This is a genomic window from Terriglobia bacterium, assembly GCA_035712365.1.
In the GTDB taxonomy this organism is placed as follows: domain Bacteria; phylum Acidobacteriota; class Terriglobia; order UBA7540; family UBA7540; genus SCRD01.
On sequence record DASTAW010000026.1, the window covers coordinates 1 to 20,960 of the forward strand.

The 20,960-nt window shown below is 59.3% G+C and carries 15 protein-coding genes; all 15 read right to left on the reverse strand.

What is annotated here, in order from left to right; translation table 11 throughout:
• A partial coding sequence (locus tag VFQ24_07180) for a glycosyltransferase (GenBank protein ID HET9178125.1) occupies positions 1 to 2,012 on the reverse strand: 2,012 nt, incomplete at its 3' end.
• A 33-nt stretch (positions 2,013 to 2,045) separates the two neighbouring features.
• A complete protein-coding gene (locus VFQ24_07185; protein ID HET9178126.1) occupies positions 2,046 to 3,875 on the reverse strand; it encodes an ABC transporter ATP-binding protein in 1,830 nt (609 codons plus the stop codon).
• Between the two features lie 102 nt (positions 3,876 to 3,977).
• Entirely contained in the window at positions 3,978 to 5,078 is a 1,101-nt protein-coding gene (locus VFQ24_07190; GenBank protein ID HET9178127.1) for a glycosyltransferase family 2 protein, read from the reverse strand.
• 161 nt (positions 5,079 to 5,239) lie between these two features.
• The gene (locus tag VFQ24_07195) at positions 5,240 to 5,932 is read right to left on the reverse strand and encodes a hypothetical protein (protein HET9178128.1); all 693 of its coding nucleotides are present in this window, start codon (positions 5,930 to 5,932) and stop codon (positions 5,240 to 5,242) included.
• A gap of 148 nt (positions 5,933 to 6,080) precedes the next feature.
• Positions 6,081 to 8,630 carry a hypothetical protein gene (locus tag VFQ24_07200; GenBank protein HET9178129.1) on the reverse strand — a complete coding sequence of 850 codons (2,550 nt, stop codon included), beginning with the start codon at positions 8,628 to 8,630 and terminating at the stop codon, positions 6,081 to 6,083.
• Between the two features lie 9 nt (positions 8,631 to 8,639).
• Positions 8,640 to 10,361: a hypothetical protein gene (locus tag VFQ24_07205; GenBank protein HET9178130.1), complete on the reverse strand. Its 1,722-nt coding sequence runs from the start codon at positions 10,359 to 10,361 to the stop codon at positions 8,640 to 8,642.
• A gap of 145 nt (positions 10,362 to 10,506) precedes the next feature.
• On the reverse strand, positions 10,507 to 11,565 hold the full coding sequence (locus tag VFQ24_07210) for a GDP-mannose 4,6-dehydratase (GenBank protein ID HET9178131.1): 1,059 nt from the start codon (positions 11,563 to 11,565) through the stop codon (positions 10,507 to 10,509).
• On the reverse strand, positions 11,562 to 12,767 hold the full coding sequence (locus tag VFQ24_07215; GenBank protein HET9178132.1) for a glycosyltransferase: 1,206 nt from the start codon (positions 12,765 to 12,767) through the stop codon (positions 11,562 to 11,564). The genes VFQ24_07210 and VFQ24_07215 overlap by 4 nt, the downstream gene beginning before the upstream one ends.
• 84 nt (positions 12,768 to 12,851) lie before the next feature.
• Entirely contained in the window at positions 12,852 to 13,778 is a 927-nt protein-coding gene (locus VFQ24_07220) for an SDR family oxidoreductase (GenBank protein HET9178133.1), read from the reverse strand.
• 16 nt (positions 13,779 to 13,794) lie between these two features.
• Positions 13,795 to 14,838 carry a glycosyltransferase gene (locus VFQ24_07225; protein ID HET9178134.1) on the reverse strand — a complete coding sequence of 348 codons (1,044 nt, stop codon included), beginning with the start codon at positions 14,836 to 14,838 and terminating at the stop codon, positions 13,795 to 13,797.
• Positions 14,839 to 15,053: 215 nt separating this feature from the next.
• Positions 15,054 to 16,319 carry a hypothetical protein gene (locus tag VFQ24_07230; GenBank protein ID HET9178135.1) on the reverse strand — a complete coding sequence of 422 codons (1,266 nt, stop codon included), beginning with the start codon at positions 16,317 to 16,319 and terminating at the stop codon, positions 15,054 to 15,056.
• A 66-nt stretch (positions 16,320 to 16,385) separates the two neighbouring features.
• Positions 16,386 to 18,344 carry an asparagine synthase (glutamine-hydrolyzing) gene (gene asnB, locus VFQ24_07235; protein HET9178136.1) on the reverse strand — a complete coding sequence of 653 codons (1,959 nt, stop codon included), beginning with the start codon at positions 18,342 to 18,344 and terminating at the stop codon, positions 16,386 to 16,388.
• 61 nt (positions 18,345 to 18,405) lie between these two features.
• Positions 18,406 to 19,308, reverse strand: a complete 903-nt coding sequence (locus VFQ24_07240) for an ElyC/SanA/YdcF family protein (protein HET9178137.1) — start codon at positions 19,306 to 19,308, stop codon at positions 18,406 to 18,408.
• A gap of 90 nt (positions 19,309 to 19,398) precedes the next feature.
• The gene (locus VFQ24_07245) at positions 19,399 to 20,691 is read right to left on the reverse strand and encodes a glycosyltransferase (GenBank protein HET9178138.1); all 1,293 of its coding nucleotides are present in this window, start codon (positions 20,689 to 20,691) and stop codon (positions 19,399 to 19,401) included.
• Between the two features lie 25 nt (positions 20,692 to 20,716).
• The coding region (locus VFQ24_07250) for a hypothetical protein (GenBank protein HET9178139.1) at positions 20,717 to 20,960 on the reverse strand (244 nt) is incomplete at its 5' end.

Sequence of the window (20,960 nt, forward strand, 5' to 3'; positions counted from 1 at the left end):
ATCCAGTCAAAGCCGGTGGCGCCCTGATCGTCAACCACCAGGTTCGCGTGCGCCATCAGCAAATGGCCGCCAGGGTTGAGGCTTTTCGCAAATCGCGCGGCGAGGCGGCGTAATTCGTGGCGATCCTTCAGGTAGTAAAGCGCTTCACTACAAACGATGAGGTCGAACCGCCCGAGAAGATCACGACGCAGGTTCATCTGGCGGTAGGTGATGTTCTGGAGGTTCCGGCACCTCTGCTGAGCGCGCGACAACGCACGGTCAGAGATATCCGCGGCGACGAGCCGGCCCACCCGAGGAGCCAACTGGGCCGTAAAATGTCCCTCCGCACACGCCAGCTCGAGCGCGGAAGCGACGGGCGTGTCCGGGAGCAACTCAAGCGTGTGCTCGTATTTGGTTTGTTCGTAGCCGCTCCCGTAGCTCCACGGGTCAGGAGTGGCAAACACTTCTCCCCACCTCTTCTGCTCTGGATCGGACTCGATCACAGATCGAGCCGGCTCTTTAAGTGTCGGGTTTTCCTGCGGCCTGGACTGGACCGGCCCGAGCCCGAATCGGACCGCCAGGTAAGAATTGATTCGCGTGGACACGTATGCTGCGACGCGGTGACGCCAGCGTGACCTCGGGACGTGCAGAAGGTCCCAAAGGAAATACAGCGTGCGGCGCCCCACTAGTTGGCGCAGCAGCCGTGGGTTGTTCCTGATGAATCGCCGTGTCTCGGGTTCCAAAAGGCTGTGGTGTTTTTTGAGGACGGGCGCAGCAAGCGTCCTTCGAGACATAGGGCCAGGAACGGCCCCTAACTCTGCTACACCAAACTTGCGATCATCGAGTGACGGGTACACACGAACGATCTCGACGCCCTTCGGGACTTCAGTCGCAGTCCAGGCATCTTCGAACCGCGCGCGAAGAACGCGAATGTGTCCGACGGTGACCGGCGCGTCCTCCGGGCCGAGCTCATCGACCAGCAGGCGTTCAACCTTCCACCGGATGGCGTCCTTATCCAGACGGGCGGAAGAGCAAGAGTATAAAGGTCCCAGTGAACGCGCGAGATCGGGCCACAGATCAGCCCAGCGAGCAGCGAGGGCTGCCCCTCCCCATCCAACGCCGTGCATCAAGCCGTCAAACAGTAGCGACGCAACGGCGGTTTCGCTAAAGCCTTCAACGGCCAATTTCGGAAGGTAACCGGATAGCGGTGGAAGTATGGAACCAGCGGCGACAAGGTAACCAGTGGCCCATATCAGGAAAGAAAGCATGGCTGCCGGCAGGTCCGCCACTGGCTCTCCGAGATGATGTTCCGGCTTGGGATTGCGGACGCGTGCATCCGGTGAGTGACCTCGCCTGATGACCACTGATCCATCGGGGATGAGGCGTCCGGAAGAGCGGGTGTGAGAACCGCCGTGTGCGCGGTAGTATGCAGAGCAGGTACTGGTAGGCAGAAAGTTGACGCTTCCCCGGGCCAGACGCTGCCAGAGGTCCCAATCTTCGGCAACCACTAGAGATTCATCGAAGCCGCGTGCGTCCTCTACAACCTTGCGTTTCACAAGGCAGGCATTAATGCTGAACGGGCATGCCCTTGCCGCGTATTGAAATAGCGATTCGGGCCTGGCTGCGCTTACGGGGCGCTCGTGCAAGCCGCCTTCAGTGGCGATGGTGTACCCGGTGTATGCCCCTCCCGCCAAAGGATTGCGGCGCAGCGCGTGGACCAGGCGCGAGATGTGATCTTTGCCAATCCAGTCATCCGCATCCAGGAACATCACATATTCGCCCTGGGCCTTTGCCAGGCCGGCGTTCCTGGCCGCGCTTGGACCTCGGTTGGACGGACTCTTGTGATAGCGAATACGCCCGTCGCCGAGGGCCAACGAAGCGACGACCTCGGCAGTGCAGTCTTTTGAACCATCGTCGATGACGACGGCTTCCCATCGCCGGAAGCTCTGCCCTTGCACGCTGCCCAGCGCCGTCCGCACGGTGTCCGCAGCATTGAAAGCGGGAATGATTACCGACACAGTCGGCTGAGTCATGCCGCACTCCAATATTGCCGGATTGGGCCCAGGTCAGTTGGTTGCGACATCAGAATACTCCGCCGCCTGCCCGTAGCTCTGAAGCTCATACATTCGGGCAAAAAGCCCATTCCTCGCCAGCAAACTCGAGAAGTTCCCCTGCTCAACCAGTTTGCCCTGATGAAGCACAAGGATGTGGTCCGCTTGCTGGATGGTCGATAGCCGGTGGGCAACAATGATGATCGTGTGGTCCCGCGTGAAATGCTCGAGGGCCTGCTGGAAAGCTTGCTCCGTGACGCTGTCCAGCGCATTGGTTGCCTCATCGAGGACAAGGACATCCGGTTTGCGCACCAGGGCCCGGGCCAGCACCAGCCGCTGCCGCTGCCCTCCGGACAGCCGGACGCCGCGCTCGCCCACGACCGTCTCGTAGCCGTCAGGTAAGGCTTGTATGAAAGAGTCGGCGCACGCCAGTTTTGCCGCCTCCACGACATCGGGATGATCAGCCTCAGGCCGGCCGTAAAGAATGTTGAAGCGCACCGTCTCATCAAAGATGTAGGGGTCCTGGTTGACCACGGCGAATCTGGAGCGCCACGCAACGCGATCAAGGTCATTCATCGCAATCCCGTCAATCGTCACCGAGCCGCCCTGCGGTTCGCGGAAGCCCAGCAGCAAATCGATCAAGGTGGACTTCCCGGCGCCTGACGAGCCTACGATTGCAACGCTGGCGCCGCGGCGTATTTCAAATGAGACTTTGTCCAAAGCCGCAACTTCCTGATTATTGAAGCGAAACGTAACGCCCTCAAAGCGAATCGTCTGCCATGTCTCGGGGCACTGGACGCCGGATGGAGCAGGCCCGGAAGCGTCCTCGCCAAGGAAACGGGTGATGGCCATCACCGAGCCTTCAAAGCCCGCGAGTGACACTCGCGAGGAAACCAGAACACGAACGCGCGGCTGCAAGCGGTAGAGAATAACGACAAACGCCGAGAGCGTGGCAATATCGATCAGGTGCGCCTGGACCAGCAAGGCGAGTCCCGCGATCAGGGCCGTGATCAGAATTTCGCCGGCCGGGTTGTTTCGCGCCAGAATCAGTGACAACCGGAGTGAGATGTCCCGGGCCCGGCGTGAGGATTCCTCGAAACATTTCCGTTCAAAATCCTCCCGGCCGAAAAGATGCGTCACACGAAGCCCATTCAGGCTTGACCACATTCGGCTGGCCAGGTCCGAGTTGGCCGCGACGGCCCGCTCGCCGAGCGCTCTCACCTCCCGAGTTACAAGGGCCACGATGGAGGGTAGAATCGCCGCAATCAGCAAAGCGGCGATCGCGAGGCGCCAGGAAAGGAAAAACAGGAGCGGAACGAAAATGACGATCGTGCAGGCGCTTGTGACTGCGCTGAACAGCACCTTCAGAGCCTGGCTGGTGTACCAGGTCTCGGTCTCCAGCAAATTCATCAGATTTCCAGGAGGATAATCTTCCATCCTGGCATAAGGTACGTTCAAAATACGGGTAAACAAGCGAACGCGAAGATCGTGGCCCAGGCGTGATTCAACGTGGGAAAACGCGGCAACATCAGCGTAGCTGATCAGGTTCTTGAAGCAGATCGCGACGAAGATCGCCAGCACGACGGCTGGGAGTCGCCACCCTGGCGGCACAACGTCAATCACGTTCTCAAAGCGCCAAATCAGGGAGTTGTTGCGGGCGAGCGAGCCGGCGTGGTCCGTCAGCACACGAAGGAGAGGGACCAGGAGCGAGAGACTCGCGCCCTCCATCACAGACGCAAGCAAGCCCAAAACGACGACAACCGGCAGCAGCCACTTGTACCCTTGCAGCAGAGGCAATAGGCGGCGGACGATACCGATTTCGCTATGTCTCTTAGACGTTCCCATTAAGCAGCCTTGGAACAGGAATGCGGGTAGGCAAAAGCTTCAGACTACTTCGCTCCCCGCGAAACCGCCGCCACTCTCCGAGGGGCTTCGGATTATTCGGAGCTAACTGATGGACTTCAGCGGCATTGCCGCGGCGGGCGGCCGGGTATCTCCCACATGGGTCTCCGGCAGCGGTGTCGCTATGGAACTCTCTATCGGCCAGAAAACGTCCAAAAATGGATGGCTGGCCTGTTTTGACGGTCTGCGCCGGCGTAACTTGTGCAAGAAATGCTCGGCGACCCTCATCGGTAACTGGCGACCGATCAGGGCGAGCAGACACCAGGCCCCGCCCTCTCGAGCCGCGCAGGAAGTGAGGCCGGGCAATTTGCTCCAATCTTGATTGCGGACCGCCGCCGCAAGGATTTCCCGATGATAGACGGCCTGGCATTGACCCAGCCGGTACCCACGAAGATCAGTTCGGCGACGCCGCAATTCTGCAAGGACGATGGCTCCCGAACGCACCATCTGCCCGGAATCCCGGGACATGGCCGCGGCGTGACGTCGGTAAGCGACCAGGTACTGCGGCACGACGGCAAAGTTCCAGCGTTCAGCCAGCGCCAGGTGAAGACCATGGTCTTCACACCCTTCCGCACCCCGTGCGCGCAAGCTCGGATCGTAGCTGCCGGCAGCTTCAACCATGCTGCGCCTCATCACGGTGCTGCTCCCGTTACCAATGAAGTTGCCGGCCATCAAGCCGAAAACGACTTCCCGGCTCAAGCGCAGCCGGTGGGAACGGCAAAGGCCCAGAAAACGGCCATACTGATCGATGGACACAAACCACGCGTATGAAAGGGCTGTCTCGGGCCCCGCCGCCCTCAAAGCGTCCATTTGCAGGTCGAGGTTCCGGGGATGCCAAATATCGTCGGCGTCGAGCGGCGCAACGTAGTCACCGCGCGCCTCGGCGATACCCCGATTGCGTGCCGCAGCCACTCCGGCATTTCGTTGATGAACAACACGGACCCTCTTGTCAACATGGGCCACCGCTTCGGCGATTTCGGGTGTAGCGTCGGTCGAGCCGTCATCAACGACGATGATCTCGATGTTGCCGTAAGTCTGCGCCCGCGCTGACGACAATGTCATGGGCAGGAAGCGCTGGGCGTTATAGGCGGGTATGATGACGGAAACCAGTTCCGTACGTCCTGCGTTTGCGCTCTCTTGGGCCATAAAGAACTTCCGGCCTAAACGCCGTGGCCTGGGAAGAAACGGAATTGCGGGGTGATCCACTCCTCTGGGATTCCGCTGGCCTATGTAAAGAATGGGGCGGGAGATTGTCTGACAAGCAATCGTCAGCATTCAAGAACTGACGGTAACAACTCCAGGAATATTCATGGACCGGGCGTGACGGGCGAGACTGGTGTAGGAGTTGCACCACCGCCAGAAGTAGCGGACACGACGGCCCAGGCTAGAAGTCCTGCTCCAGCCGCAAGCCCGACATAGAAAAGCACGGGCGGTACGCGCTTAAGGTGTCTCTGTCCGCCCTGATCGTCCTGTGGAGCTCTTTCTTCGCGGGCTAAGATTTTGATGGTCTTGCCTTTGGTTACTCGCTGCGTGGCGCCGGCCTTCTCCACTTCCAACGCTCCGTCCTTGGCCGTCACTGTCAAAAACCCGTCAGCCATTGCGAGGTCCCCCAGCGTCTGGTAATCCTTCAACGGAGCTACGGTTACTTCGCCAGCCTTTACCCGGAACATTCTGCTGGACTGCGGATGATACAGTGACAGGTTCCCTTGTGACAGAGAGACGGTCACGGCGTCGGCATCGCGCAGGAACGAAGCTTCTGTTTCGCGTCCAAGGAGCATGCGATTCCCCTGCTCCAATGTCACCACGGCAAGGCCGTTCCTCACCTGCAGGCTGTCGCCACTCAGCAGCGTGGTATGCGGCAGCGGCACCTGCCCATCAATCGTGGCATTTTTGCTTCCCATCAAGGCGCCGACGGGCATTGAACCCCCGATCCCTACGGTCACGGTCAACAGCACAGACACGAAAATCAACAGCGCTGTATCGAAACGGTTCCTTTTCATTTTGCACCGCCTTCACTTACTCTCTGGTATATCAGTTCTCAGACATGAAAATCAATCCGGCAGTCCGGACCCCGAATGCTGCGCTTGCCAATCCGGCTGCCAGGCCGCGCCGCATGCCGGTAGCGGCCGGCCGAAGCGCTGCTCCTGGTCAACGTTTGAGTGTTACAACATCGGCAGCGCCAAGGGGAAGCGAGAATGTCACCACATCGCCTTGACGCTGAAATTTGATCGGGCCATGCGTCACGCTTGCAGCCCTGCCGATTGGGAAAGGCTCGCGGACCGTTACCCGCACAGACGGCAGGTCACCTCCCGTCCAATTAAGAAGTGTGATGGCCGCGCCGGCAGGTGACATCAGCATCGGCGTTTCGACGTAGGAAGTATCCACCTGCACGGCAGGACTAACATGCGCCGCCCGCACTGGCGTCAGCACAACGCCGCGAAGAAATTCGGCTTCCGGGTTCTTCCGCAAACTTAAACGAAGGTCTATGGCCAGTCGCCCGTACGAAAGCCCGGGGAAATAGGAGAAATAGATGGTATTCCCCGCCCCAACACTGCGCTCGGAAACGGCAGGCCTGTTATCGCTGAAGAAGGCGACCGGCTTACCTTTGGACGATGGCTCAGAACGTCCACCAAAAGCCGGGGTATTTCCAATCATCCCTGTCTTATTAAGCACAAGCGCATACGCGATGTAAGCTCGCTGGCGTGGCGGGCTTCCGGCCAGTGTAGTGAGAATGTTAGAGGGCTCGTCATAGCGATCTCCCTGTGCCGCCCCAGGCGCCATCGCCAGCGTGCCACCGTTCTTTACCCACTGCGCGATGGCTTGTTGTCCTTCACTCGGGATGTCAGGTTCGGTTATATAGAGGACTTTATACTTGCCAAGCGTTCCGTCGGTCAGCTCGTCCTCGCTGACAAAATCCGCTGGAATATCGCTCATCTCGAGAGCGAGATATTCCTCAAATTCCTCGATCATATAGTCCAGGTTCAGGCCGTGCAGGTTACTGTTGGTAACGCCGGCGATCCTGGATCCGTGAGGGATATGAAAACCGTCCCAAACTTCGGAGCTGCGAGGTTGCAGAATGGCCACCTGGGCCGCCGGTTCGCGGCCCGGCCACAACACGTCTTCCGCATTCGCTATCATCTTGTCGGCATGAGCGAACTGGGTTGTGACGCCGGGGACCTCCGAGTAGGAGTTGCCTGGGAAGTTGTATTCCGGCCCGAAGTTGTAATAAAAGACGGCCTTGGCGCCACTGCCGATAAGGGTCAATACTTTCTGGACGAACCCGTCCATAGGCTCACCCGCGGTTCCCCCCACGATGTACCCGCCGAATTCCAGGCCATTCTTATAAGCAATCGAGCGAAGTCTCGAAGCGTAAAAGGACCATTGCCAGGCGCGGTTGTTGCCAAACCAATCTTCCGTCCAGAGGAAATCGGTTGCCTTCATCCGCCCGGATTCAGACCAATCCGGAGCTGCCATCGCCGCGTCCGGGCTTTGGGGATTTGGATTATGTCCGGGGAATCCCTCGAAGTAGAATTGCCCTGCGAAATTGTTCCAGTTACTGGACGTTTTGAGTTCCGGGGAGAACGCGCGGTGCAGTTGGTCGGTCCCTTCGTGCATATGCTCAGCCGCGTACCAGGGAAAAAATCGGCAGGTCCAGTAGAACAATCGCCGCATAGGCAGCGGGGCGCCCGGAGGCACGCTGCCGCGCCCTATCGGGTGGATCTGCTCCCAATCGGTTGCTCCCAGCAACGCCGGAGTCAGATTTTGGTCTGCCAGATAATGCCGGAAAGTCTGAAGCGCTGCGGGATCGTTGTCCACGGCCTCCATCGCCGCTGGATAATACCAACCCGGTTCGTCCGCCAAAGCAAACTGTGAAAAATCGCCCGGCTGGTAGCCCGTTTTAAAGTAATTGGTGGCGAAATCCGAGCTCCATTTTTCAATCTGCGCCGTTGTAGTTCCGACGCCCAAGGGACCGCCGACAATTCCGCCACCCAGGGCAATTCGCCGTATGCCATTCTGCAGGAGCATGCTGCGAAGCGGGGCGGACGGCGGTACAAGCATTGCCGTAATACCAGTCTCTGCTAAATGGGAAATGCCTTCCTGCCAATCAAGCCGGTCGCTGTCGCCGCCGATAAACCGGTCCACAATCAGAAAGTGTTTGGGCCTTTGCGAGGCGGGCAGAGCGGCGGCGTCAAACTCATGCCAATACCGCTGGTTGTAGCCCGCCATCGTGGCCACTCGAGGGGCGTTGGTGTCCGTGTCGCGCCACACCATGATGCCCAAAGTCGGGCCAAACAACTCACCGTGAAGGTCCACTGTGCTGGCCGGCTGTGAGAAACGCACTTGAACGTTCACCAGCGTTGGGTCCACAACAGGAGATATTGCGAGTGTCAATACAATCGGGAAACGGTGTCGCACCCGGTTTGAATACGACTGGAGCGCGGCCTCCGCTTCGGCTGATGAAAACTCGATCCAGGGGCTCCAGGCATTGCCCTGCATCCTGGCGGTCTGGCTTGAGAACTTGAAAGTAAAAGTTTGAGAAGGTGTGCTCCCGCCCGCCTGGGATACCTGCGCGCGCAGGCTGAACAGCGGGATTTGTTGGGCCTGAAGCGCCGGTGGACGCTGCGGGGTCCCGCGCATTGTGCAACTCAGCATCAAACCCAGGACGGCCAGGCCGCCCTTGACAGATTGGTGTGCCATAGGAGTGATTCAGATCCGACGCACAGTTATCCCCAGCGATTTTGCCCTTTCTTCCGAAATCTTCGCGCTTGAGACCAGGACCTCGCTGACCTCATGCTTCCGCCTCACCCGCGCAAGATCGCCGGGCCCGTAGATTGAAATTCCGTGGAGCCGCCGTCCAACCTTGCTGCCGTCATCGTCCACAAAGCCCACCGGAAAATATTGGTTTCCACCCAGCATTCCCCTCACCAGCAGGTCCCCGCGCGCCCCGGCGCCGTAGATCAGGACGGGTGTGGCTGCTTCGTGGTTCGTGGCATGGCTTCGCAGCCAGGTTGCGAGCAGCCGCAGCGCAACGCGGCTGCCGGCAACCAGCATCAGCAATAGAATTGCGTTCAGAGTCAGCACAGCCACCGAAAGGCGCGGATTGGGGTGGACGAGCAGCACGGCGGCCGCTGCGCCGGCCCCTGCCAGCGTCACGCACCGTACAATGACGATCACATCCTCAATTCCAACGTAACGCCAGATTCCGCGATACAGTCCGCCCAGCAGGAACAGCACCATTTCAACTCCCAGCACCAGCGGAGCAAAGCGCTCGAAGAAATACATCTGCCGGGCCGGGATTGTAGCTCCGAAGCGGAGCAGGAACGCGCCATAGTAAGCCAGCGTCATCAGCACCAGGTCAAAGAGGACCTCGGCGATACGCCGCTTGTACGAAAAGTCAACGAGCAATGAAAACAGGTTGCCCTGAGGCAGATCCTCCTGGTCGTAGACCCGCATCATGCCAAGGTGGAGAGCAAAAAACAGCACGACCAGGGCGAAACACGGAATCGCAAAATAGAGCACCTCTTCGTGCTGATACCGCAGTTCAAACGCTATTCCGCCGGAAACGGCCGTAAGTCCGTACAACAGCAGTACTGCCCCCCGCTCGGAGAGTCCGGTCGCCACCAGCCGGTGCGAGACGTGGTCCTTTCCCCCTTGAGAAACAGGCCTGCCGCGAAGAATTCGGGTAATGGTGACCAGCGAAGTATCGACGATCGGCACCAGCATGAGCAGCACCGGGGTCATCAACACTGCCACCAATCCACGTGACCGCCCCCAATTGTTGAGCAGCGCCGTCCCGCCCAGCATGAATCCCAGGAAAAGCGATCCACAATCCCCCATAAAAATGGAGGCGGGATGAAAGTTGAATATAAGGAATCCCGCAATCGCACTCGCCAGCAGCAGCGATAACATCGCGGCCGGGGCCTGACCGTTCACCACAAAGTACGCCGCCTGAAAAATGCACGCCAGCGCGCACACCCCGGCGGCCAGCCCGTCCATATTGTCAAGCAGGTTGACTGCATTCGTAATGCCCACTATCCAAAACAGCGTAATAACATCGTTGACTAACTGATAATTAGTCCAGGGCAGCGCCAGACCGGCCAAAGGCAGCACGGAGGCTGCCGCCACCTGCATCACGAGCTTGACATAGGGCCTCAGCGTGTGAAGGTCGTCTACCAGACCGACCGCAAAGATAAACGTTGCCGCGCCCACCAGAGGCCAAAGCCCTTGAACGGGGGGCCGGAGCACCAGCAACCCGAGAACAAATGGCACAAAAATGGCGACACCGCCGAGCAATGCGGTTGGCCTGCGATTCCAGCGGTCAGCCCTGGGAGTCGCCACGATCCCCGCAAACCGGGCCACCCATCGTATCAGGACGGTCACGGCAACGGAGGCGGCCAACACAACAATCGGAAGAACTGTCGTTGTCATTTTCAAGGTTTAGCGTACGACGGTTGTGGAGTTGTTCTCGCCGGTTCTCCACAAATCTTAGTGGAGCGCTGGAAGATATTCACGCACAGCAGCTTGCGAGCGCCAGGCATTGACCCTGTCGCCATTCAGATTGCGCGTCGTGGCGTTACAACGCTCCCGAAGGCTGCCAGGCGATTTGGCGCCCGGCCGGGCCCGTGTTTCCGTTTCCGCCGGCCGCCACCGGCAACCGACCGTCGGCTGCCAGCCGGCCTCGCGTGTAAGAAATCACGTCCTTCAGGATCTTGTCCAGGCCATATTGCGGCGCGAAGCCGGTGAGTGCATTCACTTTTGAAATATCGGGAACGCGGCGGAGCATGTCCTCAAATCCTTCCTCGTAGGCTTCCTCGTAAGGAATCATTACGATCTTTGACGAGGATGCTGTCATGGCTTTGACCTTTTCAGCAAGACTGCGGATGGTGATCTCCTCCGGGCTGCCCACGTTGTAAACTTCACCCACTGCGCTGCTCTCAACCATCAGCGCCATCAGCGCGTCAACCGCGTCCGAGACATGGAGGAAGCAGCGGCGCTGGGTGCCGTCTCCAAAGATCGTGATGTTTTCATTCTGAAGCGCCTGCATCGCGAAGTTGGGCACCACCATTCCGTAGCGCCCGGTCTGTCGCGGGCCGACGGTGTTGAAGAGGCGGACGACGGTCGTCGGCACGTGCTTCTCCTTCCAGTAAGCCAGCGCCAGGAATTCATCCAACGCCTTGGAACAGGCATAGCTCCACCGGCCTTTGCTCGACGGTCCCATCAGCAGGTCGTCGTCCTCCCGGAACGGCATCTGCGTGCGTTTTCCGTACACCTCGGAGGTCGAAGTGACCAGCACTCGCTTCTTCTTTTTTGCCGCGAGATTGAGGACCATCTCCGTTGTGCGCACATTGGTTTCGATGGTCCGCACCGGGCTCTCCACAATCAATCGCACACCGACGGCCGCGGCGAGGTGAAAGATGACGTCACACTCATCAACAAGTTCTGCCGTCAACTGGCGGTTTTCAACGCTATCAATGAAATATTCAAACCGCTTGTGGGTCTTCAGGTGCCGGATGTTCTCGACCGATCCGGTCGAAAGGTCATCAATCACATATACGCTGTCGTCGGAGGCGAGGTAGCGTTCCGCAAGGTGTGATCCAATAAATCCTGCTCCGCCGGTTATCAGAACTTTCATTGCATTTCTCCTTTGGTCCCCAATTCCCTTCCGTTTTTCTGACCGAGCACTGCTGCGTAAACTTTTTCGATTTCATTCACCAGCCGTTCCTTGGAAAAGTTCTCCCGCGCAAAAACGCTCGCCGTCTGCCCCATCCGGTCGCGGCGTTGCGGGTTTGAGGCCAGCCAGTTCAGGGCCTCAGCGAAGGTCTCGGGAGTGCGCCGGGTCACAAGAATTCCGTTGTCGAATATGGAATATCCGGCGTGGCGTTCCGCGTTGCCCGACATCAGGTCCGCCACGCCGCCAACGTCCGGAAGCACTGTGGGACAGCCCGCAGCCATGGCCTCGATGGCCGCAACCGGCGTCCCTTCGTTAATCGATGTCAGGAGAAGGATGTCCACCAGACCGTAGATGGAAACCATGTCCCGCTGCCACCCGACCAGACGCAGATGGTCCCCCAGATCAAGCCTGCCCTTCTCCGCCTCAACCTGCGCCCTCAATTCGCCGTCCCCAGCCATCAGAAACGGGCCGATCGCATCCTCGCCCGTGCAGAGGGCCGCGACCCTTGGAAACATCACCGGGTCCTTCACCGCCGTCAATCGCCCCACCCAGCCAACCACCAGAGGATGGCAGCCGTTCTTTTCGGCAAAGCGGCCTTGCGCAATTTTCAGGAAGGCGCTTAGATCAAAGCCCAGGCGAACGGTGGAAATCCTGGCCGCGGGCGCCACCCGAAACCGGCCCGCCAGATCGTCACGCTGCCTGGAGCTGACGGCGATGATGCGTTTTGTGCCTCGGGCAAGCAGGCGTTCGATGAATAGGTATGCCGCCGTTTTCTTGCGAGAAAAATAACCCTCAAATACGTTCCCGTGATAGGTGTGCACGCAAGGCGTTCCGGAAGCAAAAGCCGCAAGCCTGCCCAGCGCCCCAGCCTTTGCCGTGTGAGTGTGGAGAATGTCCGGCCGTTCGCGTTTGAGCCACCGATAAAGTTCCCAGCATGCCCGGAGGTCGGAAAAGATGGACACGTCGCGCGAGAGCCTGGGAATCCGGACCAGCCTGACGCCCAACTCATCGGCGAGATATTCCATGCTGCCTTCTGATTCCGGCACGTTGCCCACCAGCAAACTGGTGGAATGGCCTGCGTCCGCCAGTTCGCGGGTCAATAGAATTGCCTGGATTGCCGGCCCCCCAATGTTGAGCCGGGCAATTGCTCGGGCGATCTTCATGGTTTTGAGAGGAATTCAGAGGCGCTGGTTTTGCACGTTTCCGCCGGGAGAGCGTACTGGTCACTCGCCTCGTTTGCACCAGAGTCACATTGCTCGCGCAACCTCAGCGCTGACCTTGCGTAAATCTTCGCTGAACACGGAGCTGTATTCAGCCAGGCAGGTTTTCCAATCCCGCATCACGTTCAGGCCGCGCGCAGAAAGTTTGAGGTTCACCAGACGCTCGCTCGCCGGCCGATGCGCGAAGTACTCTGCCGCAAAGAAGTCCGACGCCACAGGTTCGACTCGCACCTTCCCCTCCAGGCCCAGGCACCTGACGAACTCTTCGGCCACGTCCCGCCTTGTTCCCGAGCCTCCACAGACCTGGTTATAAAGTCCATAGAGATTGCTCTCCAGGACCTTGACCATCCCCTCGGCAAAGTCCACGGTGTAAGTCGGCGTGCCACTTTTGTCCTCAACCACGTGCAGAACATTCCTTCCCGACTTGATTTGCCGGTACAGTTTGTTAATGAATTTTTTATCCTTTTTTGGACCGCCGCCCATCATCCACCCGGCCCTAAGGACAAAGTGTTTTCGCACATTGCGCAGGACATACTGTTCACCGTAGTATTTGGCTTTCGCATAGATCGAGCCCGGTTGAGGAGTGTCGAAATCGGTGTAGTACTCTTTTTCTCCGCCGAAAATTCCAGCGGTCGAAATGTACACGCAGGGGATGCCAAGCTGTTCCGCAATCAGACCCAGGTTTTCCGCTCCCAGAGCATTCGTCAGCCAGGCGTTCTCAGGATCTTTCTCGCAAAGCTCCAGGTCGGTGAGAGCGGCAAGATTGATGATGACGTCCGGCCCGAAACTTCTGACCGAATCCCGCATCTGAGAGAAGTCGCGCACGTCCGCATACTCCAGCCAGGGCTCATTCAGGTCAATGTCTGTTGCCTTCACATCAGCAATCCTGCTGAACCGCCGGTAGACGGCCTCGCCCAGCATCCCACCGCAACCAGCAATGTAAACTCTCTTCATGGGGTCCATTTGTCTCCTATTCCCAGTGGGTCTCTTTCCATGCCTTGACGCCATGCGGTAACCGAACCGCGGCTGGCTGGCCATCGTTTTGATAAGCTCCCGCGGGAATGCGCGCCGCGGCCCTAAAAATCTGATAAACACGCGGAACCTGCACTTCGGCTGAGTACCAGGCTTCAACGGTTCCGCGGCCGGCCCGCCCCAGCCGCCGGCGCAATTCCGCTGAGGTAATGAGCAAACTTAATTTTTCCACCCACTCATCTGCCGACGAAGCGAGAAGGCCGTTCTCACCATCCTTGATAAGCTGCGCGTTCATGCCGGCCGGGGAACACACTGCAGGAACTTCGACGGCCATATATTGGAGCGCCTTGCATGCGCATTTGCCCCGCGTCCAGACATCGTCTGGCGCAGGCATGAGCCCCGCCCACGCGCCATGGAGGTCTAACGCTTCCGTTTCGGCCTGCCAGGGCATCATCTCGACCTCGATCCCTGGCAACGAAACCTGGTGGGCCCCGATAATGCGGAGGATGAAATCGTGACGCTCGCGAAGGCGCAGCAGGGCCCCTGCGAGACTTTCGAGATAAGGAACTGTGGTTGGGCTTCCCGTCCACACAAGCCGCGGCATAGCGATCTCCCATCGAGGACGCGGCGGCCGATACTTTTCAGTGTCAATAGTTGTTGGGACCACCGTCACCCGGCAGTTGAACCGCCTTGCGTATTCCCCCAGGTAGTCGTTCCCGGCCATGACGTGCGCCGCCAGCCTGCATGCTGTTGCAGCCTTACCCGGAAACTTCAGAAAGCCGAAGGATTGATTGGCTTCACTGACGTTCGGAAGAAAGATGGCGTCATCAAAGTCGAAGACGTATGGGACCCTCCTGACATTCATCCACCGTTCGAATAACGCGGGTCCGATTAACGCGGTTTCCCGCTGCACGTACACCAGATCAAATTCCGCTAAGTGGCGCATGCAAGCTGCGCGCCGTAACATCGCCTCGCCAACTAATGCTGCCTTCCTGCTGTAGTTTCCGGGCTCGTAGAGTATGGTGTTGAGTTCAGGAGACATGAAAGACTCAAATTCAACTTGCACTCCCAGAGTCCGCAGCCGGGGAGCCCATTGTTCAATCCGAAAGCGCTGGGCAGGGATAATGTTAGGAACTCCGGGTACAAGCGCCAGGACCCGTACTGTCCGCACTGGCTCAATCACGCTTTGCAAATTTTCCTCGCCACCAGCAATTGGCGTTATCCTGCCTCGGTCTGGCAGCGTGGGTTCCATTGTCGCTAGGAAAGGTTGTCCCGGTTAGCCTGGGTCCTGTCCAGATAGCCGCGGCCGCGTCTCGTTCCCAGCAGCAGCGCCAGCAGGACGAGAACAGGCATCACTTCCAGGCGTTGCCGTACGGCAATACCAAGGTTCGCATATCCGCCAAACCCGTAAAGAGATGCCCAGCACAGGAGGTAAGCCAGCGCCCAGGAGATTACCGGATCGCGCAGCCTGCTAAAACGCCAGTGGCCCACGGCGGAAATCACCAGAATCAGCAGCACCGTGCATTCCAGCGCGGACACCACCATAAAAGCATTGTGAACATCCCACACCATCGGTCTGAACAATGAAGTGAAGACGCCCCACGGCCAGAACAAAACCATGGAACTGAAGGAATGGAACCCCTCAAAACTCTGGCCGCTGCCGCCACGTGCCACGCCGCTCAGGATTGCGTTTGTCGTCGGCACGATGCTGGAAGCGCCCTCGGCCATGAACTCGCTTTGAAAGACCGAATAGGCGTACACCATCCCGGCCAGCCCTCCGGCCACGCAGAGAATACGCTGAATGGGATGGCGGAGCCGCGGCCCCACCACAAACAATAGAGGGGCTATCATAATCACGCCATACCACTCACGGATGAACATCGCAATCATCACTCCGCAGGCCAGGTGCAGCGCGTAACGCGTTCGGCCCGTGCGCAGCCAGCCCACAGCGCCCAACGCGTAAAGGCCGGCGCCAAAAAAAATCACCGGATCTTTCCCCAGGATCGACGACCAGAACAGCACAGTGGGCGTCAAACCTATCACGTAGAGCACCCATGTTTCCCGGCTTCTCAGGTAATGGCAGGCGGCGCGGTAGAAGCAGAATGAACCCCACAGTCCGATGAAGGAATAAACGATCTTCATGGCGTGATAACTGGCGCCCACCAGGCCGGCCACGATAACCGAAAATCGAAGGATTGTTTGCGTGCCGTTTCCCAATACGGGCAGAAGCGAGCCGTGCTGAACCCAGGCGCCCATCCTGAAGTACCAATAGGCATCAAGGCCGTAATGCCATTCATAAATCAGCATCAAGCCGAGATCGACGGCAGCTTTCACAAGCCACAGTTTCAAAAGCGGGCCACCGTCTTTCAAGGGGAGGACCGCGAGGACCACGGCAAGCCCCAGCGCCCAAATCCAGCCGCGAACGTAATCGGTGACGATATCGGGCTGGGGGATATTCCGCCCGAAGATCCACATGTGGGCCACCAGCCAGAGGACCATGAGGCTGAATGCGACGCCGCCCACGATGAGTCCGCCGAACTGCAATCGTGGATCTAAAGTGTCTGCCCGGGTTTGGCGCATGGTGTGTGGTTAGATTGACGCGAACGTTTCGCCGCGCTGCAATGAATGTTCAAGCGCGGGCTCCGGACTCGAATCCGGCCGGCGTCTGTGCCACGCCTGGAACATCAGCACGGCCCAGAGCCGGTGGTGATTGGCCTGTCTTCCCGAACGAAATTCGCTCCACTCATGCCGGACGGCGCAGGCCTCCAGCAGGTCCTGGCCGCGAAGGGATTCCGCGTCGATCAGGCCCTCGACCCAATCCGCCAGCGGTCCCCTCAGCCATGCGGCAAGCGGAACAGCAAATCCGCTTTTCGGCCGGTCAACCAGCTCGCGAGGAACATGCCGGTAGAGCACCTGACGCAGCAGCCACTTGGTATACCGGCCTCGAATTTTCATCTTCGGCGGCAGCGACGCCGCGAATGGAATGAGCTCGTCGTCCAAAAGCGGCACGCGCGCCTCCAGGCCCACAGCCATGCTGGCGCGGTCCACTTTGGCGAGGATGTCGTCGGGCAGGTATGTCAAGGCGTCCCACAACTGCATCTGCGTCACCCAGTCGCGCCGTGCCGTTGGCCGGCCCGTCCATGCGCTGTCCCGATCTGTCCTCTCAACCAGCAGGTGAGATCCGGAAAACGGCTTGCACACTGCCCCATAGGCTGTTTCCAGGCGTCCTGCGCCGATCAAGTCTCCAAGCTTCGACAAGCCTTCGCCGATGCGGCTGGAATCCAAAGCGCTGGACAATCTCGCGCCGGCCCCTCGCAACAAAGTGGCAGCCGTGGCGGAAAGTGGCATCCCAAGCCGGTTTCCCCATTTCACCGCCGCGGGCAAAAATCGGTAGCGATTATATCCGCCAAAAAGTTCATCTCCGCCATCACCCGTCAGAGCAACGGTGACGTGTTGGCGGGCCAGCCGGGAAATCAGAAACGTTGGAATCCCGGAAGAGTCGGCGAAAGGTTCATCATAAATTTCCGGCAGTTTTGGGACCACCTCGAGCGCGTCTTGCGGCCGAAGCAGCATCTCCGTGTGGTTGGTTCCCAGATGCCCTGCCACAGCTCGCGCCTGATGCGACTCGTCAAACCCTTTCTCCGCGAACCCGACTGAAAATGTTTTAACCCGCGCTGGCGCTTTCGCACACATCATTGCCACGACTGCCGAAGAATCAATCCCTCCTGAAAGCAATGCTCCCAGTGGAACGTCGGAGATCATGTGGCGTTTCACTGAAACTTCGAGCAGGTCCTCAAGCTTCTCGATCGCCTCTTGCTCGCCAGTGACCGCGGGTCCGGCGTTGAAGACAGATTCAAGGTCCCAGTACTTCCGGACCTCGGCGGTATTCTCTCCGGCGCGCACCTGGAGCGCGGTCCCCGGCGGAAGCTTTTGAATGCCTTTATAGATGCTCAGTGGCGCCGGGACATACCCGAAATCCAGGTACAATTCCATGGCTTCGTGGTTGATGGTCCGCTCAAAGCCCGAGAATTGCTCGATGGCCCGCAACTCCGACCCAAACACAAATGTTTCCCCGCTCCATCCGTAGTAGAGCGGCTTGATGCCGACGCGATCGCGGGCCAGATGGAGCGCCCGCTGCTGCCGGTCCCAGAGCGCATAGGCAAACATTCCCCGGAGGCGGACAGGGACTTCACGCGCCCCCCATTCGACCGCAGTTGCAAGTATCACTTCGGTGTCCGTGCCGGATGAAAAGTTGTGTCCAAGGCCTTCAAGCCGCGTGCGAAGCTCCTTGAAGTTATAAATCTCGCCATTAAAGACGATGCTATAGCGGCCGTCGGCGGAAAACATGGGCTGGTGGCCGCGCGGGGAGACGTCCAGGATGGCGAGCCGCCGGAACCCGAGAGCAATGCCGGCGTCTCTGTCCACCCACGATCCACCGTCGTCCGGTCCGCGGCGCCGCAACGCCATCGCCATCCGCTCGACGGCTTCTTCGAGGCTGGATGCAGCGAACTCAGTTTTCCGGGAGAGAAAGCCTGCTATTCCACACATTGTTGGACGTCTGCCACCCTGTTCGTACCTTCGAACTCAAACTGTGCCTGCTGGAGCGCCATCACATCTGCCCGCGCAAATGTTCCCAGATCATGCCCAGCCTCTCGTGTCCGGCAACTTCAGATTCCACCAGCGCATCCGCCTCTGGCGGGATCCTCATCACAAAAGGCTGTGTAGTCCACCTGCCCAGATAGTTGGATGGGGCCGGGATGGGCTGCATGCCCAGATGACGGAACAGCCCCATGGCCCGCGGCATGTGAAAGGCAGAAGTGACCAGGATAAAAGGTCGATTTCCGACGAGCGGAAGTATTTCCTTTGCTTCCTCAGCGGTATCTTTCGAACGCGACTCCATGAGAATAGCGTTGGACGGCACTCCCAGCAACTCGGCGAGCTTTTGCATAGGAACGGCTTCGGCAACTGAATTGAAGGCCGCGCCTCCCGACATCAGGATTCGCGGCGTAACCGGTGCCGTTGGGCTTCCCTTGTCCGAGGCGCGAATGCCCGCGGGCACGGCCGTAATCGAGTTTGAAAGATGGTGATAAATCTCGACCGCCTCAGCGACGCGAAGGGTTGAATCAGGGTAAAGGCGATCGACAATCGGCAGGCCCGGGTCATCGCTCGCGCCTCCGCTCAGCACCACGATTAATGGGTCCGGCCCGAGCTTTGGAATGGAGCTGCCGGTCACATCCCCAGCAGATGCAAACGGTGCGGTGGAAGCTCTATCCGCGCCCGGCTGGGCCAGCACAAGCGGCGCATATCTGGATTCAAGCCCGTGCACGAGGTGGTAACCCACAAACCTGTTGCTGAAGATCAGCAGCAGTACTGTCCCGGCGGTCACCAGATATTTTGCCAGCCGCCGCCATCGGTCCATCCAAAGCAGGATTACGCCGAGGACGATCAGCGCCAGCGAAAACTGCAGGGGCATCAGCATGGCCCCAACCAGCTTCTTAGTGATGAAAAACATTTTCGTCGCACCGCGCAGACTGGTAGCGCAGACCGTCCCGCCTTGCGGGATCTGCGGCTCTTATCCTGATCTGCGGAAAGCCCGCGGACCTCACACCCGGAGGTCCGCGCTACCTCTCTCCAGCTCCTCGACTGGCCCGCCCGGCTTTGCAATTTCGGGCGTCTGGCCTGCGTCTCCCATCTCAAGATAAATTTTTCGATAGGCTTCCACGCCTCGTCCAAGTGAAAAGTGACTGCGCGCGGCCTCTACGCAGCGGACCTGGGTCCCTCCGTCCATCGTGAGCGCCAGCAATTCCCGAACTGCCGCGCGGCGCGCTTCGGGTGAAAACTCCCGCATCACAACTCCGGCGCGCGCCTCGGAAACAATTGAATCCATGTCCCCCACGCCTGCATTCACCAGGCAAGGAACTGCGCAGCCCAATAGCTCGCCGAGGCGCGTGGGGGCCGAGCTTTTCTTCGAGAAAACCGGCTTGATAAAAAAGGCTGCGGCATCCATCCGGCGCATGAACCTGGGGACCTCTCGGTATTCCACGCCGCGCAGGTCCACCCTGTCGATGGGGATGTCGAGCGCTCTGACCCTGGCCCAAACATAGTCGTGGTCGCCCCGGTTCAGCGCCAGCAGTCGAGCCTCCGGGCGCAACTTCAGCAGTTCTTTAAAACATTCGAGAACTTCATCGAATAAATAAAAAGTTCCCACCGAACCCACATACCCCAATACGAATCCGCGCCGCTTACGGGCATTCGTGGCATCAGGGGGACGGAACAGTTCCAAGTCGGCGCAGGTCGGAATCACCTCAAACCTTACATCGCGCCCGTGAAGGTAAGGAAACTCCCGCATCGCGTCCACGCCAGCCTGTGTGAGTGAAATCACCACGTCCGCGCATTCCAGCAATCTTTTTTCAAACCACTTGGCCGCCCGGTACACGCCCGAATCGCGCCGCCAGGTCCCGCCGTCAACCTTCTCATCCGGCCAGAAGCCGCGCATGTCAAAGACGAGACCCATTCCCGTGACCCGCTTGAGAGCGAGCCCGATGACGCCCGGAACGTATCCCCGAACGTGTACAATCCGCGGGCATCTCCCCAGAGCGAGTCTCGCGCCCCGTAAAATGCCATGCGCGATGTCGAATGCCGTGGCCGGCACGGTCGGCCGCTTGTGGTAACGCAAAGGAATCCATTCGATTCCAGCGCGGCGAAGCTGTTCCTGTAGTTCCTGTCGCGGTTCGCGGTCTGCCCAGTCCTGCGGCTTCTCAAAACTCATTACGGTGATGGCAAAGCCGCCCGCCAGGCCGCGAAGATAGGGCAGCACTTGGGACTGCCCGAGAGGCTCCATCAGGCCGTCATAGGTGATGTAGAGCACCGGCCACGGAGTAGGATGCTCGTTCATCTGCTCATTCCTGGCACTGTGCGTTTCATCGGCCTTGCGCCTGGTCCATCAGGTTCAAGGCCAGGCCTACGGGAAGCGCCGTCAGCCACAAGGCCCTGCCGAGCGCGGTTCCCAGCTCTCTCCACTGCGCTGCGGGGCCTATCCCCATCCGAAAGGAAAACCGGGAGTACGCTGCGGCACGGCGATAAAACTGCACGGGAGCATACCGCAGCCATTGCGTGTCACGGGCCAGTTGGTCCTGGTACTGCGCCCGCAGCCCGGGCCAGTGC

Coding starts and splice junctions, on each gene's coding strand:
- asnB (HET9178136.1), bottom strand. CDS start 18,344: ATGTGTGGAATAGCAGGCTTTCTCTCCCGGAAAACTGAGTTCGCTGCA.
- VFQ24_07200 (HET9178129.1), bottom strand. CDS start 8,630: ATGGCACACCAATCTGTCAAGGGCGGCCTGGCCGTCCTGGGTTTGATG.
- VFQ24_07185 (HET9178126.1), bottom strand. CDS start 3,875: ATGGGAACGTCTAAGAGACATAGCGAAATCGGTATCGTCCGCCGCCTA.
- VFQ24_07240 (HET9178137.1), bottom strand. CDS start 19,308: ATGTTTTTCATCACTAAGAAGCTGGTTGGGGCCATGCTGATGCCCCTG.
- VFQ24_07205 (HET9178130.1), bottom strand. CDS start 10,361: ATGACAACGACAGTTCTTCCGATTGTTGTGTTGGCCGCCTCCGTTGCC.
- VFQ24_07190 (HET9178127.1), bottom strand. CDS start 5,078: ATGGCCCAAGAGAGCGCAAACGCAGGACGTACGGAACTGGTTTCCGTC.
- VFQ24_07195 (HET9178128.1), bottom strand. CDS start 5,932: ATGAAAAGGAACCGTTTCGATACAGCGCTGTTGATTTTCGTGTCTGTG.
- VFQ24_07215 (HET9178132.1), bottom strand. CDS start 12,767: ATGAAGATCGCCCGAGCAATTGCCCGGCTCAACATTGGGGGGCCGGCA.
- VFQ24_07220 (HET9178133.1), bottom strand. CDS start 13,778: ATGAAGAGAGTTTACATTGCTGGTTGCGGTGGGATGCTGGGCGAGGCC.
- VFQ24_07225 (HET9178134.1), bottom strand. CDS start 14,838: ATGTCTCCTGAACTCAACACCATACTCTACGAGCCCGGAAACTACAGC.
- VFQ24_07210 (HET9178131.1), bottom strand. CDS start 11,565: ATGAAAGTTCTGATAACCGGCGGAGCAGGATTTATTGGATCACACCTT.
- VFQ24_07245 (HET9178138.1), bottom strand. CDS start 20,691: ATGAACGAGCATCCTACTCCGTGGCCGGTGCTCTACATCACCTATGAC.